This is a genomic window from Neorhizobium sp. LjRoot104, assembly GCF_964253725.1.
In the GTDB taxonomy this organism is placed as follows: Bacteria; Pseudomonadota; Alphaproteobacteria; order Rhizobiales; family Rhizobiaceae; genus Neorhizobium.
In genome coordinates, this window is sequence record NZ_CAXURS020000001.1 from 3,551,737 (window position 1) to 3,569,441 (window position 17,705).

Annotated in this window: 11 protein-coding genes; 4 read left to right on the forward strand and 7 right to left on the reverse strand. The window is 63.5% G+C overall.

Annotated features, from left to right (window positions below):
* The first annotated feature begins 23 nt into the window (after positions 1 to 23).
* The 4 genes from ACSQ8R_RS17590 to ACSQ8R_RS17605 all read left to right on the forward strand — a co-directional run bounded on the left by ACSQ8R_RS17590 (position 24) and on the right by ACSQ8R_RS17605 (position 8,059).
* Positions 24 to 4,523 (forward strand): translocation/assembly module TamB domain-containing protein, encoded by a 4,500-nt coding sequence (locus tag ACSQ8R_RS17590; protein ID WP_436254566.1) that lies wholly within the window; start codon positions 24 to 26, stop codon positions 4,521 to 4,523.
* A gap of 44 nt (positions 4,524 to 4,567) precedes the next feature.
* Positions 4,568 to 5,497, forward strand: a complete 930-nt coding sequence (gene rocF / locus ACSQ8R_RS17595) for an arginase (protein WP_436254567.1) — start codon at positions 4,568 to 4,570, stop codon at positions 5,495 to 5,497.
* A 295-nt stretch (positions 5,498 to 5,792) separates the two neighbouring features.
* A complete protein-coding gene (locus ACSQ8R_RS17600) occupies positions 5,793 to 7,580 on the forward strand; it encodes a methyl-accepting chemotaxis protein (RefSeq protein ID WP_436254568.1) in 1,788 nt (595 codons plus the stop codon).
* Entirely contained in the window at positions 7,580 to 8,059 is a 480-nt protein-coding gene (locus tag ACSQ8R_RS17605; RefSeq protein WP_038546443.1) for a chemotaxis protein CheW, read from the forward strand. The genes ACSQ8R_RS17600 and ACSQ8R_RS17605 overlap by 1 nt, the downstream gene beginning before the upstream one ends.
* A 134-nt stretch (positions 8,060 to 8,193) precedes the next feature.
* Here the strand turns inward: ACSQ8R_RS17605 and ACSQ8R_RS17610 are convergent, their stop codons facing one another.
* The 7 genes from ACSQ8R_RS17610 to ACSQ8R_RS17640 form a co-directional block, all read right to left on the reverse strand.
* Complete coding sequence (locus ACSQ8R_RS17610) at positions 8,194 to 9,243, reverse strand: aldo/keto reductase (RefSeq protein ID WP_436254569.1); 1,050 nt, start codon at positions 9,241 to 9,243, stop codon at positions 8,194 to 8,196.
* A 241-nt stretch (positions 9,244 to 9,484) separates the two neighbouring features.
* Entirely contained in the window at positions 9,485 to 11,143 is a 1,659-nt protein-coding gene (locus ACSQ8R_RS17615; RefSeq protein ID WP_436254570.1) for an OFA family MFS transporter, read from the reverse strand.
* Positions 11,144 to 11,217: 74 nt separating this feature from the next.
* The gene (locus ACSQ8R_RS17620) at positions 11,218 to 11,577 is read right to left on the reverse strand and encodes a formate dehydrogenase subunit delta (protein WP_436254571.1); all 360 of its coding nucleotides are present in this window, start codon (positions 11,575 to 11,577) and stop codon (positions 11,218 to 11,220) included.
* A complete protein-coding gene (gene fdhD, locus ACSQ8R_RS17625) occupies positions 11,567 to 12,394 on the reverse strand; it encodes a formate dehydrogenase accessory sulfurtransferase FdhD (protein ID WP_436254572.1) in 828 nt (275 codons plus the stop codon). The genes ACSQ8R_RS17620 and fdhD overlap by 11 nt, the downstream gene beginning before the upstream one ends.
* 271 nt (positions 12,395 to 12,665) lie before the next feature.
* Positions 12,666 to 15,545 carry a formate dehydrogenase subunit alpha gene (fdhF, locus tag ACSQ8R_RS17630; protein WP_436254573.1) on the reverse strand — a complete coding sequence of 960 codons (2,880 nt, stop codon included), beginning with the start codon at positions 15,543 to 15,545 and terminating at the stop codon, positions 12,666 to 12,668.
* 54 nt (positions 15,546 to 15,599) lie between these two features.
* Positions 15,600 to 17,156, reverse strand: coding sequence for a formate dehydrogenase beta subunit (locus tag ACSQ8R_RS17635; protein WP_436254574.1), 1,557 nt, complete (start codon positions 17,154 to 17,156; stop codon positions 15,600 to 15,602).
* Complete coding sequence (locus ACSQ8R_RS17640; protein WP_436254575.1) at positions 17,153 to 17,632, reverse strand: formate dehydrogenase subunit gamma; 480 nt, start codon at positions 17,630 to 17,632, stop codon at positions 17,153 to 17,155. The genes ACSQ8R_RS17635 and ACSQ8R_RS17640 overlap by 4 nt, the downstream gene beginning before the upstream one ends.
* Positions 17,633 to 17,705 lie beyond the last annotated feature (73 nt).

Consider the following 17,705-nt stretch of genomic DNA (forward strand, 5'->3'; position numbering starts at 1 on the left):
CAGTGAAGGGTAGCGTTTAAGGCATGATGCTGATGGTACGCCTGTTGAAGTGGATCTTGAAGGCCGCGCTTGGTGTGGTCGCGATCCTGTTCGTCATGGCCTTGGGCGTCGTCCTTTTTGTCGCCCTCACCCCGGTCGGCGGGCGCGTCGCCGCAGACCGCATTTCCGCCATCGTCTCGACGCCTGACCGCGGCATCTCCTTCACGCCCCCGGAAGGCCTGCTGACCGGCGACCTGCGTATCGATGCCCTTACATTGTCCGACGACGCGGGCCCCTATGCCCAGATCGGCGGAATCAAGATCGACTGGTCGCCGACGTCCCTGGTGACGGGGGTTTTCCGTGCCGAGCATATTTCAGCCGACACCGTCAACTTCATCCGTGCGCCGCGGCCTCCGAAAGCGCCTGCGACGACACAGACGACATCGACGGGCTCTTCAGGATCGCCCTTGCCCGTCGGCATCCGCGTTGCGCAGATCGACCTGCCGGATATCAATCTCTCCCAGGCGTTTTCCGGACGGGATTTCTCTCTTTCGGTAAAGGGATCGATCGACGCGACCGGGCCTGACATTTCGCTCGATCTGCAGGCAACCCGCAAGGACGAGCCGGATGCGAAGGCATCTGCCGACGTGGTTTACGCGCCGTCCGAAAATCGCCTGACACTCAAGGCTGCGGTGTCCGAGCCGCAGGGCGGGCTGCTCGCCCGCCTTCTGCGGCTGCCCGGCACTCCAGCGGTCGAGCTGGCGCTCGATGGCGAAGGACCTCTTTCCGACTGGGCCGGAAAGTTGCAGGGCAGCGTCGGCGGCACCCCCGTCATCGCGGTCGATGGCAAACATCTGCTGGTCGAAAACGGCAGGCACAGGGTGGAGGTGACCGGCGGCGGCCAGCTGTCGACGCTTCTGCCGCCCGCCTTTCGTCCGTTGTTCGGCGGCACGACCGATATCAACATCGCGGCGATCTATGCGCCATCCGGCCGGGTGGATATCGAACGCGGCGACCTCACGTCCGGCGCCGTGAAGATCGCGGCCAAGGGGGCCTGGGACCCGACGGGTGACAACAGCCTCACCGCCAGCCTCAACGGCGTGAAGGGGCCGGTCGATTTCGTCTGGCCGATCAATGGACAGGAGAGCCGCTTCTCCTTCGAAAGCATCAATTTCACGCTGACCGGAGCGGCCGTCTCGGCACGCTTCAACGCGACGGCTGCCCTCAGCGCCGCCGAACTGCCGCAGGGGCGCTTCGGCCAGATCCGCCTGCAGGCGGAAAGCGAAGATCTCAACCTCATCAGCCGCTCGGGCAGCATCCGCAGCCGCTTCACCGTCGCCCGCACGGATTTCACCAACGACGCTCTCGACCGCGTCATCCGCGGGCCAGTGACATTGGATGCGCCGCTCAGGCTCGCGCCACCGGCGATCGGCCTGGATGCGGCGACCTTCGACAGCGGCAATGTGAACGGCACGCTTTCCGGCGCTTACGACATGTCGAAACAGGCCGTCACCGGCAATTTCCGGGTGTTCGCCAATCCCGCCGTTCTGCCGCCGGGACTGGTTTCGAAATTCGACGGCAAGCTTTCGGCCGAGGGCTACGTCAATATGGTGAGCGGCGGCCGCATCAGCCTCGAGAATTTCGTGATGCGCTCGAACGCCATCGAAGCGCACGGCAATATGCTGCTCGACAATCGGACTGTCACCGGGCGCCTGGCCGGCCGCGTGCCGGATCTGAAGCGCTGGCTGCCGGAGGCCGAGGGGGCGGCCGGCTTCGACATCTCCGCCAAGGGGCCGTTGACTGCAATGGCCGTCCGGGCCGTGGTCAATTCCGCCGACGCGCGGCTGGTCGGCCGCAAGCTCCAGGACATGAGTTTCATCCTCGAAGGCACCGCCAACCCGAATGCCCCCAAGGGCAAGCTGACTGGCACCGGTTCGCTCGACGGCCAGCCGATCCGCGTCAATGCCGACATTGCCTCCGTCCAGGGCCGCACCAGCGCGCCGGCGATCACTGCCGAGATCGGCCCGAACAAGCTGACCGGCGCCTTGAATTTCTCTCCCGCTTTCCTGCCGGAAGGCCAGCTCGCTTTCGATTTCCCGGATGTCTCCCTGCTTGCAGCCCTTGCGGCCCAGCAGGCCCAGGGCGACCTGAAGGGAACGGTGACGTTCAGCAATACGGGGGGCAAGGCCGGCGCCGTGATCCGGGCCTCCGGCAAGGCACTTCGCCGCGGCACGATCGAGATCGCCCAACCGAACATCGATCTCGCCATTGCCGACATCAAGGCGATCGCCGCCGACGGTACGGTCCGCGCCACTCGGATCGGTGCCGGCTCGGTCGGCATCAACGACGTCAACCTCGGCGTCAGCCAGGGCGGCAACCGGACCAACTTCAATCTCGCCGCCCAATATGACAACGCACCGCTCACCGCGGTCGGCGATATCCAGGCAGGCGCCGATATCTCGGTCGGCATCGAGAGTTTCACCGCGGCGCCCCGCAGCATCGCGGTCCGGCTTGCCGCGCCGACCCGTATCGCGGTCGCCAACGGCGGCGCGCGCCTTGCCGATCTGACCATCGCAACCGGGGCCGGCAGCGTTACCGTCAACGGCACCGCCGGTACGGCGCTGGACCTCACCGCCAATATCAAGGCGCTGCCCGCCAATCTCATCAACGCGTTTGTCCCCGCGATCAATGCCGCCGGCACGATTTCCGGAACCATCAACGCCACCGGCGCCGCGTCTGCCCCTGCCATACGCTACGATTTAGAATGGAGTGATGCACAGCTTCGCCAGTCGCGCGACGCTGGCATCAGTCCGTTTCGAGTCCAGGCAAGCGGCAGCTTCGCCAACGGGACAGTCACGTTAGACAAGACCCGCCTGACGGGATCCGGCGGTCTCGATCTCTCGGCTGCCGGCAAGGTTATCCTGAAGGACGGCATTCCCGCACTCGACATCAATGCCCGCGCCAATGCCGTGCCCGCCAGCCTGGTCAACGCCTTTGCACCGAGCCTCGGCGCTCGCGGCACGATTTCCGGCACGGTGACCGCGACGGGAACGCCGCAGGCCCCCGCTGTCCGTTATGATCTGCGCTGGGCCGATGCCGGCGTTGCGCAGACCACGTCCGCCGGGGTCGCTCCCTTCAACATTACCGCGGGCGGCACGTTTCAGAACGGCACCGTCACCGTCGATACCCGCCTTTCGGGCGGCGGTGGCGTTTCGTTGTCGGGCGGCGGCTCGGTCTCGCTCGCAGGCGAAAAACCGCTCAACCTGAAATTCAGCGGCCAGCTGCCCTTCTCGATCCTTGCGGGGCAGATGGCCGCTCAGGGTTTCGTGCTGGAAGGCACCGGCAATGTCGATCTGGCGATCGGCGGCACGGCAGCAGCCCCGGCGATCACCGGCACGGCATCCTCGTCGGGCGCAAGGCTGGTGGACGTTCGCCGTAACCTCGCCCTGACCGATATCGCCGCCAATGTCGCCTTCGACGGCAAGAGCGCCAATATTTCGAGGCTGACGGCCAAGCTTTCAGGCGGCGGCACGGTCTCCGTCCAGGGCTCGGTCGGCATTGCGCCGGGCTCCGGCTTTCCTGCCGATCTCAGGATCACCCTCGCCCAGGCATCCTATGCCGATGGTGCGCTTTTCGCCGCGACCGCCGACGGCGCCCTGACGATCACCGGCCCCCTGACCTCCGGCCCCGTCCTCGGCGGCAAGGTCACGCTGACCAAGGCGGCAATCACCGTGCCCGCCCGCCTGCCGACCTCGCTTTCCGCCCTCGACATACGCCATCGCAACGCGCCGCCCGATGTGCGGCGGCAGGTGGAGACGCTGCGACCGAAGAGCGTCAGCGGCAGTTCGAACCCGGTCGCGCTCAACCTTCAGATCAGCGCGCCCAACGGCATCTTCGTGCGCGGCCGCGGCATCGACGCAGAGCTCGGCGGTGACCTGACCGTGACGGGTACGGCGATCGCGCCCGTCGTCGCCGGCGGCTTCAAGATGCGCCGTGGCCGTATCGTCATCCTCGCCAAGCGGCTGGATTTCACCGATGGCGACATCACCTTCGGCGGCGGCCTGATACCGGTTCTCAACATGGAGGCCAACACGTCATCCGCCGCGACGACGATCACGGTGAAGGTCACCGGTGTCGCCAACGACCCGACGATCGCCTTCTCCTCCGCGCCCGCCCTGCCCCAGGACGAGGTTCTGGCGCGGCTGATCTTCGGCCAGTCGATGTCGCGGCTGTCGCCGCTGCAGATCGCCCAGCTGGCCGACGCCGTCGCGCAGCTCGCCGGCGGGGGCTCGACGTCGCTGCTCGAAACGCTGCGCAACAATCTCGGCGTCGACGATCTCGACATCAACACGGATGCGACCGGCCAGACCACCGTGTCTGTCGGCCGCTACATCAACAACCGCACCTATATCCAGGTCGAGCAGGGCGGCGAGGGCGGCGCCGAAGCGACGATCAATCTGGATGTCGGCCGCGGTGTAAAGCTCAAGGCGGGCGCCGGCACCGAAGGCGGCAAGGCCGGCATCTTTTATGAGCGCGAATACTGATCTCGCATATTTCGTTTCATTCCTGCTTGCTCGGGAGAAAAAGCATGACCTCCAAAGACATCACATTGATCGGCGTCCCTCTGGAAGAGGGCTCCGGTCGCGGCGGCTGCGCCATGGGTCCCGCGGCCTTCAGGCTTGCCGGCATCGTCAAGGCGCTGGAAGGGCTCGGTTTCCGGGTGATCGACAATGGTGACCTGCGCCCGCAACCCGCAGATGACCTGCAGGACAGAAGCGACGCAAAAAACCTGCCGGTCGTGGCCGCGTTCACACGCGCGCTCGAGACCCGGACTTATGAAACGGCCAAGGCCGGCACCATTCCGGTAATCCTGGGCGGCGACCATGCCCTTTCCATGGGCAGCGTGCCGGGCATGGCGCGTTACGCTTCCGAGATCGGCCGGCCGCTCTTCGTTCTCTGGCTCGATGCCCATACGGATTTCAACACGCCCGAGACTTCGCCTTCCGGCAACATCCATGGCATGCCGGTCGCCTTCTTCACCGGCCAGGCGGAATTCGCGCCGATTCTCGACAGCGCCCGGCCCACGGTCGATCCAAAAAACGTCTTCCAGATCGGCATACGCTCCGTTGATGAAATCGAACGGAAACTCATCGCCGATCATGGCGTCAACGTCTTCGACATGCGCGCCATCGACGAACACGGCATTGCCGCGATCATGCGCCAGGTCATCGAGGCCGTGAACGCCGCCAATGGTCTTCTCCATGTCAGCCTGGACGTCGATTTCCTGGATCCGGACATTGCGCCGGGTGTCGGCACCACTGTGCCGGGCGGCGCGACCTTCCGCGAGGCGCATTTGATTATGGAGATGCTCCACGATACGGGGCTCGTCGCATCGCTCGATCTCGTCGAACTCAATCCGTTTCTGGACGACCGCGGCAAGAGTGCCCGAATCATGGTGGAATTGACGGCAAGCCTTTTCGGCCGACGCGTCCTCGATCGTCCCACCCGCTCGGCATGACACGCGGCATACACCCGTATGAATTGTTGATTAGAATCTTCTCAGTAAGAATCAGAATATATACTCCGCCGATACAATATAAACCCAGGGTTTATTCACCCCATCTGGCTTTGACAAAATGCAAATAGGTACGTAGTTTCCACAAACGCCCCGAAATCGAGTTATTGACCTCCCGTTAATCCCTCAATGCTAGTTTTAGCGGGACTCAGTGTCCCGGCGTCGAGGTAGTTATCTCATGAGGCAGCTGGCAAATTGAGCCAGTTAGGGACCTTATAGACGGGGGGCAGGCAGCCAGATGTCAATACTTTCACTTCCAGGCGCTGATGCGAAAGCAGTACTTGCAGCGCTCAACAACTCGCAGGCCATTATCGAATTCGATTTGTCCGGAAAGGTTCTCACGGCCAACGAGAACTTCTGCAAGACGCTTGGCTACACGCTCTCCGAAATCGTTGGCAAGCATCACAGCATGTTCTGCGACCCCGCCTACGTGAAGTCCCAGGCCTACAGGGATTTCTGGGCGAACCTCGGCAACGGCCGTTACGATGCCGCTGCCTATAAGCGCATCGGCAAGGGTGGCCGCGAGATCTGGATCCAGGCCTCTTACAATCCCGTGACCTCCGGCGGCAAGCCTTACAAGGTCGTCAAGTTCGCGACCGATATAACCGCCGCAAAACTCAAATCGGCCGAGGACGAGGGCAAGATCAACGCCATCTCGCGCACCCAGGCTGTCATCGAGTTCACTCCGACGGGTGACATCCTGACCGCCAACGAGAATTTCCTCGCCTGTCTCGGCTATCAGCTGTCCGAGATCGTCGGCAAACATCACAGCATGTTCTGCGAAGCATCCTTCCGTAACAGCGCCGAATATCCCGAATTCTGGAAGAAGCTTGCCGGCGGCGAAGCGATCGCTGCCGAATTCAAACGCATCGGCAAGGGCGGCAAGACGACCTGGATCCAGGCCTCCTACAACCCGATCTTCGACGCCGACGGCCGCGTCTTCAAGGTCGTCAAGTTTGCGACCGATATCACCGAGCGCGTTCGTGCCGTCGATGACATCGCCGGTGGTTTGACGTCCCTTTCCAACGGCGACCTGACCGTCCGGATCGAAAAGCCCTTTATTTCGACGCTCGAACAGATCCGCACCGATTTCAACGACGCCATCGCAAAGCTGGCGGATGCCATGGGCACCGTGGGCGAGAATGCCGTGGGCATTGCGGGCGGCTCCAGCGAGATTCGCCAGGCTTCCGACAGCCTTGCCAAGCGCACCGAACAGCAGGCAGCGGCGGTCGAGGAGACTGCCGCGGCGCTGGAAGAAATCAGCCGCACGGTGACCGACAGCGCCAAGCGCGCGGAGGAAGCCGGCGGTCTGGTTTCGCGCGCGAAAAAAAGCGCCGAACATTCCGGCGCCGTGGTCCGCAACGCGGTAAGCGCGATGGGCCAGATCGAGAGTTCCTCTCGGGAAATCTCCAACATCATCGGCGTGATCGACGAGATCGCCTTCCAGACAAACCTGCTGGCGCTGAATGCGGGTGTCGAGGCGGCACGCGCCGGCGAGGCGGGCAAGGGCTTCGCGGTCGTCGCCCAGGAAGTCCGCGAACTCGCCCAGCGTTCCGCCAGCGCCGCCAAGGAGATCAAGACGCTGATCTCGACCTCCTCGGAACAGGTGAAGCGGGGCGTCACCCTCGTCGACGAAACCGGCAAGGCGCTCGATGAGATCATGTCCCAGGTGGAAGAGATCAACGGCAATGTTTCAGCGATCGTCGAGGCCGCCCGGGAACAGTCCACGGGCATCAAGGAGATCAGCAAGGCCGTGAACTCCATGGACCAGAACACGCAGCAGAACGCTGCCATGGTCGAGGAAACCACCGCCGCCAGCCACAGCCTAGCGCGCGAAGCCGAAACCCTGCGAGATCTCCTGGCGCGATTTAGATTTGCGCAACATTCTTCGCATAAGATTGCAATAGCGCGACCTGATGCACGACCCGTTGCATCGCCGGCACGCAAACTCATGGCAACGGTCGCGCGGACCACAACGGGTGCCGCCGCTGCCGCTCAGGCAACGGATAGTTGGGAAGAATTCTGATGGCTACGACGATCAACTCCACAAGCTACAGCGGCGAAACGCTGGAAATCATCGCCTTCCGTCTCCATGACCAGGAATTCTGCGTCAAGACGACGACGATCCGCGAAATCCGCGGATGGGCCCCTTCGACGCCCATCCCGCACGCCCCGGCCGATGTCATCGGCGTCATGAACCTTCGCGGTTCCGTGATCCCGATCATCGATCTTGCCTACAAGCTCGGCATGAAGAGCACGGTTGCCAACGAGCGCAGCGCCATCGTCGTGGCCGAAGTCCACAACATGGTCATCGGCATGCTCGTCGATCGGGTCTCGGACATCCTGACGATCCCCTCGAGCCAGGTTCAGCCGGTTCCGGAAATCTCCGCGTCGTTCGACAAGTCTTTCTCCGAAGGCATCATCGCCAACGAAAACGGCATGATCTGCTTCCTGAACCTCGCGAAGATGTTCAAGGGCACCGAAGCCGACGACCTGGCTGCCTGATTGTGCGATAACGGGGTCAAGAAGCGCCTGCGCATCCGACCTCAAGGCCAAGGCGGTTGGCCCCAGCAAGATCTCCAAGCCGCCACCTGACTTCAAAGCCCGCAGCGTTCAAACCGCCGCGGGCTCTTTCGTGACTACTCCTTCGGCTCGAACGGGGCCGGACGGCGCCCGGCTCCCTGGCGGGCCAGCATCCAGCCGGGATATTCCGGCGCCAGCGCGCTTACCTCGTCGAGCTTCGCCATATCCTCCGCGTCGAGCTTCAGCTTGACGGCCTTCAAATTTTCATCGAGCTGTTCCAGCCGCTTGGCGCCGATGATGACGCTCGTCACAAACGGTTTCGCCAGAATATAGGCCAGCGCCACTTCCGCGACGCTCGCACCGTGCCTGGCGCCAACCTCACGCATCGCAGCGACGCAGGCCCAGGCGCGATCCTTGTCGACCGGCGGGAAATCGAAGTTGGCACGACGGCCTTCCCCGTTGCCCGGAGCGCCCGGACCGTATTTGCCGGAGAGCAGCCCGCCGGCGAGCGGCGACCAGACCATCAGGCCAAGCTTCTCTTCCTGCATCAGCGGCACGATATCGCGCTCAAGGTCGCGGCCGGCGATCGAATAATAGGCCTGCACCGTCTCGAAACGGGCATAACCCTTGCGTTCGGAAATGCCGAGCGCCTTCGCCATTCGCCAGGCCGCCCAGTTGGAGAGGCCGATGTAACGGACGAGGCCGCGCGATACGAGATCGTCGAGCGCCCTGAGCGTCTCGTCGATCGGCGTCACCGTATCGGTGCCGTGGATCTGATAGAGATCGATATGGTCCATCTGCAGCCGCTCGAGGCTCTGCTCGACCGAATCCATGATATGGCCGCGCGAGGCACCGCGATCGTTGGGCTTGCCGCCCATCTGCCCATAGAATTTCGTGGCGACGACGACATCCTTGCGCGGCACGCCGAGGTTCCTGATCGCCTGGCCGAGGATAATCTCCGACCGGCCTTCGGAATAGACATTCGCAGTGTCGATAAAGTTGATGCCGGCGGCCAGCGAGCGCCCGACGATCTTGTCGGCGGCGTCCTGATCGAGACCGGCTACGGCACTCCAGACGGCCCCCGTCTGGTTCTCGCCGAAGGTCATCGTGCCGAGGCAGAGTTCGGAGACGAAAAGACCGGTATTGCCCAATTGATTGTAGCGCATGGAGAACTCCCGTGTGCACTGAAGATATGAAGCGATATAAGCAGTCGTTTGGAGCCGGATCTGGCACGCGGGCGCGTGCGTCCCGTAAGAGAAAACGGCTTCGGGCTCCGCAACGCAATCTAGTCCGGATTCCCTTGGCGTCAATCGGAGCCGCCTCCGTTTTTATCTTCACATTTCCGTGCGAGACAAAAAGGGAGGGCGGCACAGGCCGCCCTCCCTTGTCGTTCCTTTTCGATGAATGTCAGCCGAACAGAACCAGGCTGCTCTTCAGCGTCACCCAGACGCCCCAGAGGAGCGGGACGCCGACCACGGCCCAGGCAAGCGCCGCCTTGGCATCCAGACCACCGGTGCCGATACCGAAGGAACCGGTTGGGCCGGCATTCGCGGCTGCCGTCTTTGCCTGCAGCGAAGCGACTTCGTGGTCCGACATGAACCATTTGTCGGAAAGCGGCCGGACCAGCGCATTGGCGATCAGACCCAGAACCAGCATGCCGGCGAGGATGTACATCGTGCCGGTATAGAGCGCCGGCCCGGCGGGCACGCCCGCAGTCAGCTGCGCTTCGCGGATGTAGTTGACGACGACGGGACCGAGAATGCCGGCCGTCGCCCAGGCAGTCAGAAGACGGCCGTGGATGGCGCCGACGAACTGGGTGCCGAAGATATCCGCGAGATAGGCGGGGATGGTGGCGAAGCCGCCGCCATACATGGACAGGATGATGCCGAAGGCGAGCACGAAGAGCGCCTTGTTGCCCATGTCGGCAAGTGTCGGAGCGAGCGCATAGAGCACGATGCCGAGCACGAAGAACGTATAATATGTGTTCTTGCGGCCGATCTTGTCGGAGAGCGACGCCCAGAAGAAGCGGCCGCCGATATTGAAGAGCGACAGGAGCCCGGCAAAACCGGCGGCGATCGTCGCGATCTGCGCCTTCTGGCTCGCATCGAGCTGCGAGAAGGTCAGGTTCGGCAGGCCGATCAGCGATCCGGCGAAGATTTCCTGCAGCATCGGCGACGCCATGCCGATAACCCCGATGCCGGCCGAAACGTTCAGGCAAAGCACCGCCCAGATCAGCCAGAACTGCTTGGTCTTATGCGCGTCCCGCAGATGAACGTGCCTGGTGGTGATCATCGTCGTCTTGGAAACCGGAGGCGTCCAGCCCTCCGGGCGCCAGCCGACCGGCGGGATGCGATAACCGAAGGCACCGCCCATCATGAAGCAGAAGTAGATCACCGCCATGCAGATGAAGGTCTGCCAGACGCCGACCGAGGTATCGGTCTTGAAATAGTTCATCAGCAGGTTGGCGAGCGGAGCACCGATCATCGCGCCGCCGCCAAAGCCCATGATGGCCATGCCGGTCGCCATGCCGCGGCGGTCGGGGAACCATTTGATCAGCGTCGAGACCGGCGAAATGTAGCCGAGACCGAGGCCGACGCCGCCGATGACGCCGGCGCCGACCCACATCAGCCACAGTTGGTGGGTCATGACGCCGATCGCCGCGACGATAATGCCGCCACACCAGCAGCAGGCCGAAACGAAACCGGCCTTGCGCGGACCGACCCGTTCCAGCCAGCCGCCCCAGATCGCGGCCGAGCAGCCGAGCAGCACGAAGAACAGCGTATAGATCCAGCCGAGGTCCGCCACACGCCAGTTGCAGCTTGTAGTGAACAGGGCCGAGACGAGATTGAGACTGGCGCAGGACGGATCCTGTGTGCTACCCAGGGCGCGGGACAGCGGCAGCCAGAAGACGCTGAAGCCGTAGGCCATGCCGATGCAAAGGTGAATGGCCAAGGCTGCCGGCGGCACGAGCCAGCGATTGAAACCCGGTTTTGCGATAATACGTTCCCTATCGAGGAACCCGACATTGCCTGTCAGGTCCTCGTTCGTCGTTCCTGCGATTGCCATTTAAAATATCCTCCCTCGGATGATGGCTAGGCTCTATCCCACCTTCCGGCCCCTTACCTGCCGGACGGATGAATTCATGCGGCGCTCTCCGGAATGCTTGGTTCGGAAAGCGATTCTCCTTCAGCGGGACCTTTGCCGCCCGGCGCCCCTTCCGCCGCATCCTGCCCGACGCCGACGCCCGATCCCACCTTGGCCTCCGGCCGGCGGATCAGCACCGAGGCTTCGATGACGAGCGGCAGCAACCCTGCCCCGCCATTGTCGAGATGCTCGAAAAACTGCCGGCGCATGCGCGGCTCCCAGAACTTGTTGATATGCGTCGCGACGCCTTCGGCCCGCACCTTTTCCGGCTGCGACAGGAAGAAGGTGGCGATCTGGTTGGCCATCCGGACCAGTTTGTCGAGCACCAGTTGCTCGGGGCTTTGGTCATGCGACATCGGCGACAACTCCAGGGGTTATGCGATCGGTATGCGTAAAGATTTCGAAATCCTCGCCGCGCGTCAGCGCGATGAGGGTCATGCCAGCCGCTTCCGCCGTACGGATGGCAAGCGCCGTGGGGGCTGAAATGGCGATCAGCACGGGGCTGCCGAGGATCGCCGTCTTCTGCACCATCTCGACGGAGATGCGGCTGGTGACGACCACGACGCCCTCCGATCCCCTGACGCCCTCGCGGGTCACCGCTCCGGCAAGCTTGTCGAGCGCATTGTGGCGGCCGACATCCTCCCGCACGGCGATGAGCCCCTTGCCCGGCAGATAAAAACCGGCGCCGTGCACCGCATGGGTCTCCCGATGCAGCGGCTGCGCACTGTTGAGCGCCGCAGCCGCTTCGCTCACCTCTTTCGGGCTGAGCGCCATTGTTACCACGGAAACATCCGGCACCGGGCGCATGGCTTGTTCGATCGATTCGATGCCGCAGAGACCGCATCCCACTGGCCCGGCCATATGCCGCCGGCGGGCGCGCAGCGCATCTTCCTTGTCCCCGGCAAGCGTTACCTGGACATCGAGGCCGACCCCCTCCTCGACAACGGAAATGCTCTCGATCTCCGCCACGGAAGCGATGATGCCTTCCGTCAGGCTGAACCCGACCGCAAAATCTTCCAGATCCGCCGGCGTACCCATCATCACCGCATGGGTGGAGCCGCCATAGGAAAAGGCGATCGGCACCTCCTCCGGCACCACCCGCGAGCCGGCACGGGTCACGCCGTTGCGGCGGGTGATTTCGGGGGCTATGGCGGTGGTTTTGAATTCAGTCATTGGACGTTGGAGCAAGGATGCCCCCCTTGAGGGAGGGCGATTGCATATGGAACGTACGGCGGCGCGTGGAGCCCCTCCCCCTTGTGGGGAGGGGTTGGGGAGGGGTCTTCTTCGCCCAGTATAAAAACCCCGCCCGCCTGCCGGCCACCCTCCCCACAAGGGGGAGGGTTAAGAATGCCGCACCGCCTCGCACCCATATGCGATTGCCCTGCCCCTTGAGGGGGAGATGCCCGGCAGGGCAGAGGGGGGGTATGGCGCGCGCCGACAGACACTATTCCGCCGCCTCCAGCTTCCCCGCAATCCGCCGGGACCGCCGCGACAGTTCGTCGTAATCGCTCTGCCACTCGGTCGGGCCGTTGGAGGGCGACACCTGCACCGCCGTCACCTTGTATTCCGGGCAATTGGTCGCCCAGTCGGAGAAGTCGGTGGTGATGACGTTCGCCTGCGTGTTCGGGTGATGGAAGGTCGTGTAGACCACGCCCGGCGCCACGCGGTCGGTGATCAGCGCGCGCAGCGTCGTATCGCCCGAACGGCTGGCGAGCTTGATCCAGTCGCCTTCCTTGATGCCGCGCTGTTCCGCGTCGTGCGGATGGATTTCCAGCCTGTCTTCCGCATGCCAGGTGACGTTCTCGGTGCGCCGGGTCTGGGCGCCGACATTGTACTGGCTGAGAATACGGCCGGTGGTGAGCAGCAGCGGGAAGCGCGGCCCGGTGCGTTCGTCGGTCGCCACATATTCGGTGCGGATGAACTTGCCCTTGCCGCGCACGAACCCATCGACATGCATGATCGGCGAACCGACCGGATGCGCCTCGTTGCACGGCCATTGAACCGAGCCCATCTTGTCGAGATAGTCATAGGAAACCAGCGCGAAGCTCGGCGTCGATACGGCAATCTCATCCATGATCTGCGACGGATGCGCATAATTCCATGCGAGCCCCATGGCCTGCGCCAGCTTCTGGGTGACTTCCCAGTCGGCATAACCGTTCTTCGGGCTCATCACCTTGCGGACGCGGTTGATGCGGCGTTCCGCATTGGTGAACGTGCCGTCCTTTTCGAGGAAGGTCGAACCCGGCAGGAAGACATGCGCGTAATTGGCGGTCTCGTTTAGGAAGAGGTCGTGGACCACGACGCATTCCATCGCGGCGAGACCGGCCGACACGTGCTTGGTGTCCGGGTCGGACTGCAGGATGTCCTCGCCCTGGATGTAGATGCCCTTGAACGTGCCTTCGACGGCGGCATCCAGCATGTTCGGGATGCGCAGGCCCGGTTCGTTGTTGAGCGTCACGCCCCACAGCTTTTCGAAAGTGTCCCGGGTCGCGTCGTCGGAGATATGGCGATAACCCGGCAGTTCATGCGGGAACGAGCCCATGTCGCAGGAGCCCTGGACGTTGTTCTGGCCGCGCAGCGGGTTCACCCCGACGCCCGGGCGGCCGATATTGCCGGTCACCATGGCAAGGTTGGCGATCGCCATGACGGTCGTCGAACCCTGGCTGTGCTCGGTGACGCCGAGGCCGTAATAGATCGACCCATTGCCGCCCTTGGCAAAAAGCCGGGCCGCACCACGGACCAGCTCAGGCTTCACGCCGGTGAACTTTTCGGTGGCCTCCGGGCTGTGCTGCTCTTCGCCGACGAAACCGGCCCAGTCCTCGAACTCGGACCAGTCGCAACGCTCGCGGATGAACTTTTCGTCGAACAGGCCTTCGGTGACGATGACATGCGCCAGCGCCGTCAGCACGGCCACGTTGGTGCCAGGCTGCAGCGGCAGGTGATAATCGGCCTCCACATGCGGCGTCTTGACGAGATCGATGCGGCGCGGATCGATGACGATCAGTTTTGCGCCCTGACGGAGCCGCTTCTTGAGGCGCGAGCCGAACACCGGATGCCCGTCGGTCGGGTTGGCGCCGATGACGATGACGACATCGGTATGCTCGACCGAGTCGAAATTCTGCGTGCCGGCCGAGGTGCCGAACGCCTGGCCGAGGCCGTAGCCGGTCGGCGAATGGCAGACGCGGGCGCAGGTATCGACATTGTTATTGCCGAAACCGGCGCGGATCAGCTTCTGGACGAGGAAGGTCTCCTCGTTGGTGCAGCGCGACGAGGTGATGCCGCCGATCGAATCCCGGCCGTATTGATACTGGATACGGCGGAATTCGGAAGCCACGTGAGAAAAGGCCTCTTCCCAGGTCACTTCCCGCCACGGATCGGAGATCTTTTCGCGGATCATCGGGTTGAGGATGCGGTCCTTGTGGGTCGCATAACCGTAAGCGAAGCGCCCCTTGACGCAGGAATGGCCGCGGTTCGCCTGGCCATCCTTCCACGGCACCATGCGCACCAGTTCCTCGCCACGCATTTCCGCCTTGAACGAGCAGCCGACGCCGCAATAGGCGCAGGTCGTGACTTCCGAATGTTCCGGCTGGCCGATCGCGATGACCGACTTTTCGGTGAGCGTCGCGGTCGGGCAGGCCTGCACGCAGGCGCCGCAGGAGACGCATTCGGAATCGAGGAAATGTTCGTGAGCACCGGGCGAAACACGGCTTTCGAAACCACGGCCCTCGATCGTCAGCGCGAACGTGCCCTGCACCTCTTCGCAGGCGCGCACGCAGCGCGAGCAGACGATGCATTTCGAGGGATCATAGGTGAAGTATGGATTCGATTCGTCCTTCGGCATCCACTTGGCATTGATCGCGCCATCGTTGCGGGCGCGGACGTGGTTTTCGCCCTCATAGCCGTAGCGAACGTCGCGAAGGCCCACCGCGCCGGCCATGTCCTGCAATTCGCAGTCCCCGTTGGCGGCGCAGGTGAGACAGTCGAGCGGGTGGTCGGAGATGTAGAGCTCCATCACGCCGCGGCGGATATCCTTCAGCCGACCGGTCTGGGTGTGCACCACCATGCCCGGCATCACCGGCGTGGTGCAGGACGACGGCGTTCCGTTGCGCCCTTCGATCTCCACGAGACAGAGGCGGCAGGAGCCGAAGGCATCGACCATGTCGGTGGCGCAGAGTTTCGGCACCTTTATGCCTGCTTCCATCGAGGCGCGCATGATCGAGGTGCCCTCCGGCACGGTGATGGCGCGGCCGTCGATGGTGAGGGTGACCTGGGCTTCGGAGCGCGAGGCCGGCGTGCCGTAGTCGATTTCATGAACGAGGGACATTGTGTGTCTCCTTGCTGGAAAAATTGAACGCGGGAGCAAAGATAGGAGCGTCCATCACTCGGCAGCCTCCACCATCGGAGCCGGAGAAAAATCCTCCGGGAAATGGTTCATCGCGCTCATCACCGGATAGGGCGTGAACCCGCCGAGCGCGCAGAGCGACCCGAACTTCATCGTGTTGCAGAGATCCGCCAGCAGTGCCTTGTTCTTCTCAGGCTCGATGCCCTGCCTGATCTTGTCGGCCGTCTCCACGCCACGGGTCGAACCGATGCGGCAGGGCGTGCACTTGCCGCAGCTTTCGATGGCGCAGAACTCCATCGCGAACCGCGCCTGTTTCAGCATGTCGGCCGAATCGTCGAACACGGTGATCCCGGCATGGCCGATCAGCCCGTCCCGGGCGGCAAAAGCTTCATAGTCGAACGGCGTGTCGAACAGCGCCCTCGGGAAATAGGCGCCCAGCGGTCCGCCCACCTGCACCGCCTTCACCGGCCGGCCGGTCGCGGTGCCGCCGCCGATATGATCGACGATCTCGCCGAGCGACAGGCCGAAGGCAGTTTCGTAAAGGCCGCCATATTTGACATTGCCGGCGATCTGGATCGGGATCGTCCCACGCGAACGACCCATGCCGAAATCGCGATAGAAGGCAGCCCCGCGATCCATGATCACAGGTACGGAGGCAAGCGAGATGACGTTGTTGACCACCGTCGGACGGCCCAGAAATCCCTGCAGCGCCGGCAATGGTGGCTTGGCGCGCACGATGCCGCGCTTGCCTTCCAGCGAATTGAGAAGCGAGGTCTCCTCGCCGCAGACATAGGCGCCGGCGCCGGAGCGGATCTCCATGTCGAAGGCATGCATCGAGCCCATCACCGACGGGCCGAGAATGCCGGCGGCCCGGGCGATCTCGACGGCCTCTGTCATCGTTGCGATGGCATGCGGATATTCCGAGCGGATATAGACATAACCCTTGGTGGCGCCCGTCGCGATGCCGGCAATGATCATGCCCTCGATCAGCACGAAGGGATCACCTTCCATGATCATCCGGTCCGCGAAGGTGGCGCTGTCGCCCTCATCCGCATTGCAGACGATGTACTTCTGCGGCCCCGCCGCATCCATCACCGTCTTCCATTTGATGCCGGTCGGGAAGCCGGCGCCGCCACGGCCGCGAAGGCCGCTATCGGTGACCTGGGCGACGATCTGCGCCTGCGTCATGGCAATCGCGTTTTCGAGACCCTTGAAGCCCTGATAGTGGCGATAGTCGTCGAGCGACAGCGGATCGGTGACGCCGCAGCGGGAAAAAGTCAGCCGCGTCTGCTGCCGCAGGAAGGGGATGTCCTTGGTCGGGCCGAGGTGCAAAGCATGCTGTCCACCTTCCAGGAAACCGGCGTCGAACAGCCCCTTGACGTCGCCGGCCTTCACCGGACCATAGGCGATGCGCTCGTGTTCGGTACGCACCTCGACCAGCGGCTCCAGCCAGAACATGCCACGCGAACCGTTACGGACGATCTTGGCATCGAGCCCGCGGGCCTCGATCTCCTGGGCCATCGCCTTCGCCACCTTCTCGGCGCCAAGCGCCAGTGCTGCGGCATCGCGCGGAACGAAAATCGTCACCGTCATCGGCGTGCCTCCGCAACGATTTCGCTAAGACAGAGCTCGTCGACGCGGCCGTAGACGTCGCCATCGAGCATCGCGGCGGGAGCGCAGGCGCAGAGCCCGAGACAGTAGACGGCTTCCAGCGTCACCGCCCCGTCGAGCGTCGTCTGGTGGAAGTCGATGCCGAGAAGCTGCCGGGCGCGATCCGCGATGCGGTCGCTACCCATCGACTGGCAGGCTTCGGCGCGACAGAGCTTCAGCACATGCCGGCCGGCGGGGTGGTCGCGGAATTCGTGATAGAAGGTGACGACGCCATGCACTTCGGCGCGCGACAGGTTGAGTTCGCTGGCAATGACCGGCTTCACCTCGTCCGGCACGTAACCGAACTCCGCCTGGATCGCATGCAGGATCGGCAGCATCGGGCCTTCCAGATGCTTCAGATCCCTGATGATCTGAAGCGACCGCTCGGTGAATTCACCCGCGGAAATTCGCATATTCATATGTCATAGCCTCCCGGCTGATCCGCTTTCAGGCGTTGTGGCGCCGGCGCCACCCGCGCCTATGCGGATCAGA

Bases quoted from the DNA above. Each gene is read 5' to 3' on its own strand.
- ACSQ8R_RS17590 (WP_436254566.1), top strand. From the start codon at position 24: ATGATGCTGATGGTACGCCTGTTGAAGTGGATCTTGAAGGCCGCGCTT.
- rocF (WP_436254567.1), top strand. From the start codon at position 4,568: ATGACCTCCAAAGACATCACATTGATCGGCGTCCCTCTGGAAGAGGGC.
- ACSQ8R_RS17600 (WP_436254568.1), top strand. From the start codon at position 5,793: ATGTCAATACTTTCACTTCCAGGCGCTGATGCGAAAGCAGTACTTGCA.
- ACSQ8R_RS17605 (WP_038546443.1), top strand. From the start codon at position 7,580: ATGGCTACGACGATCAACTCCACAAGCTACAGCGGCGAAACGCTGGAA.
- ACSQ8R_RS17610 (WP_436254569.1), bottom strand. From the start codon at position 9,243: ATGCGCTACAATCAATTGGGCAATACCGGTCTTTTCGTCTCCGAACTC.
- ACSQ8R_RS17615 (WP_436254570.1), bottom strand. From the start codon at position 11,143: ATGGCAATCGCAGGAACGACGAACGAGGACCTGACAGGCAATGTCGGG.
- ACSQ8R_RS17620 (WP_436254571.1), bottom strand. From the start codon at position 11,577: ATGTCGCATGACCAAAGCCCCGAGCAACTGGTGCTCGACAAACTGGTC.
- fdhD (WP_436254572.1), bottom strand. From the start codon at position 12,394: ATGACTGAATTCAAAACCACCGCCATAGCCCCCGAAATCACCCGCCGC.
- fdhF (WP_436254573.1), bottom strand. From the start codon at position 15,545: ATGTCCCTCGTTCATGAAATCGACTACGGCACGCCGGCCTCGCGCTCC.
- ACSQ8R_RS17635 (WP_436254574.1), bottom strand. From the start codon at position 17,156: ATGACGGTGACGATTTTCGTTCCGCGCGATGCCGCAGCACTGGCGCTT.
- ACSQ8R_RS17640 (WP_436254575.1), bottom strand. From the start codon at position 17,632: ATGAATATGCGAATTTCCGCGGGTGAATTCACCGAGCGGTCGCTTCAG.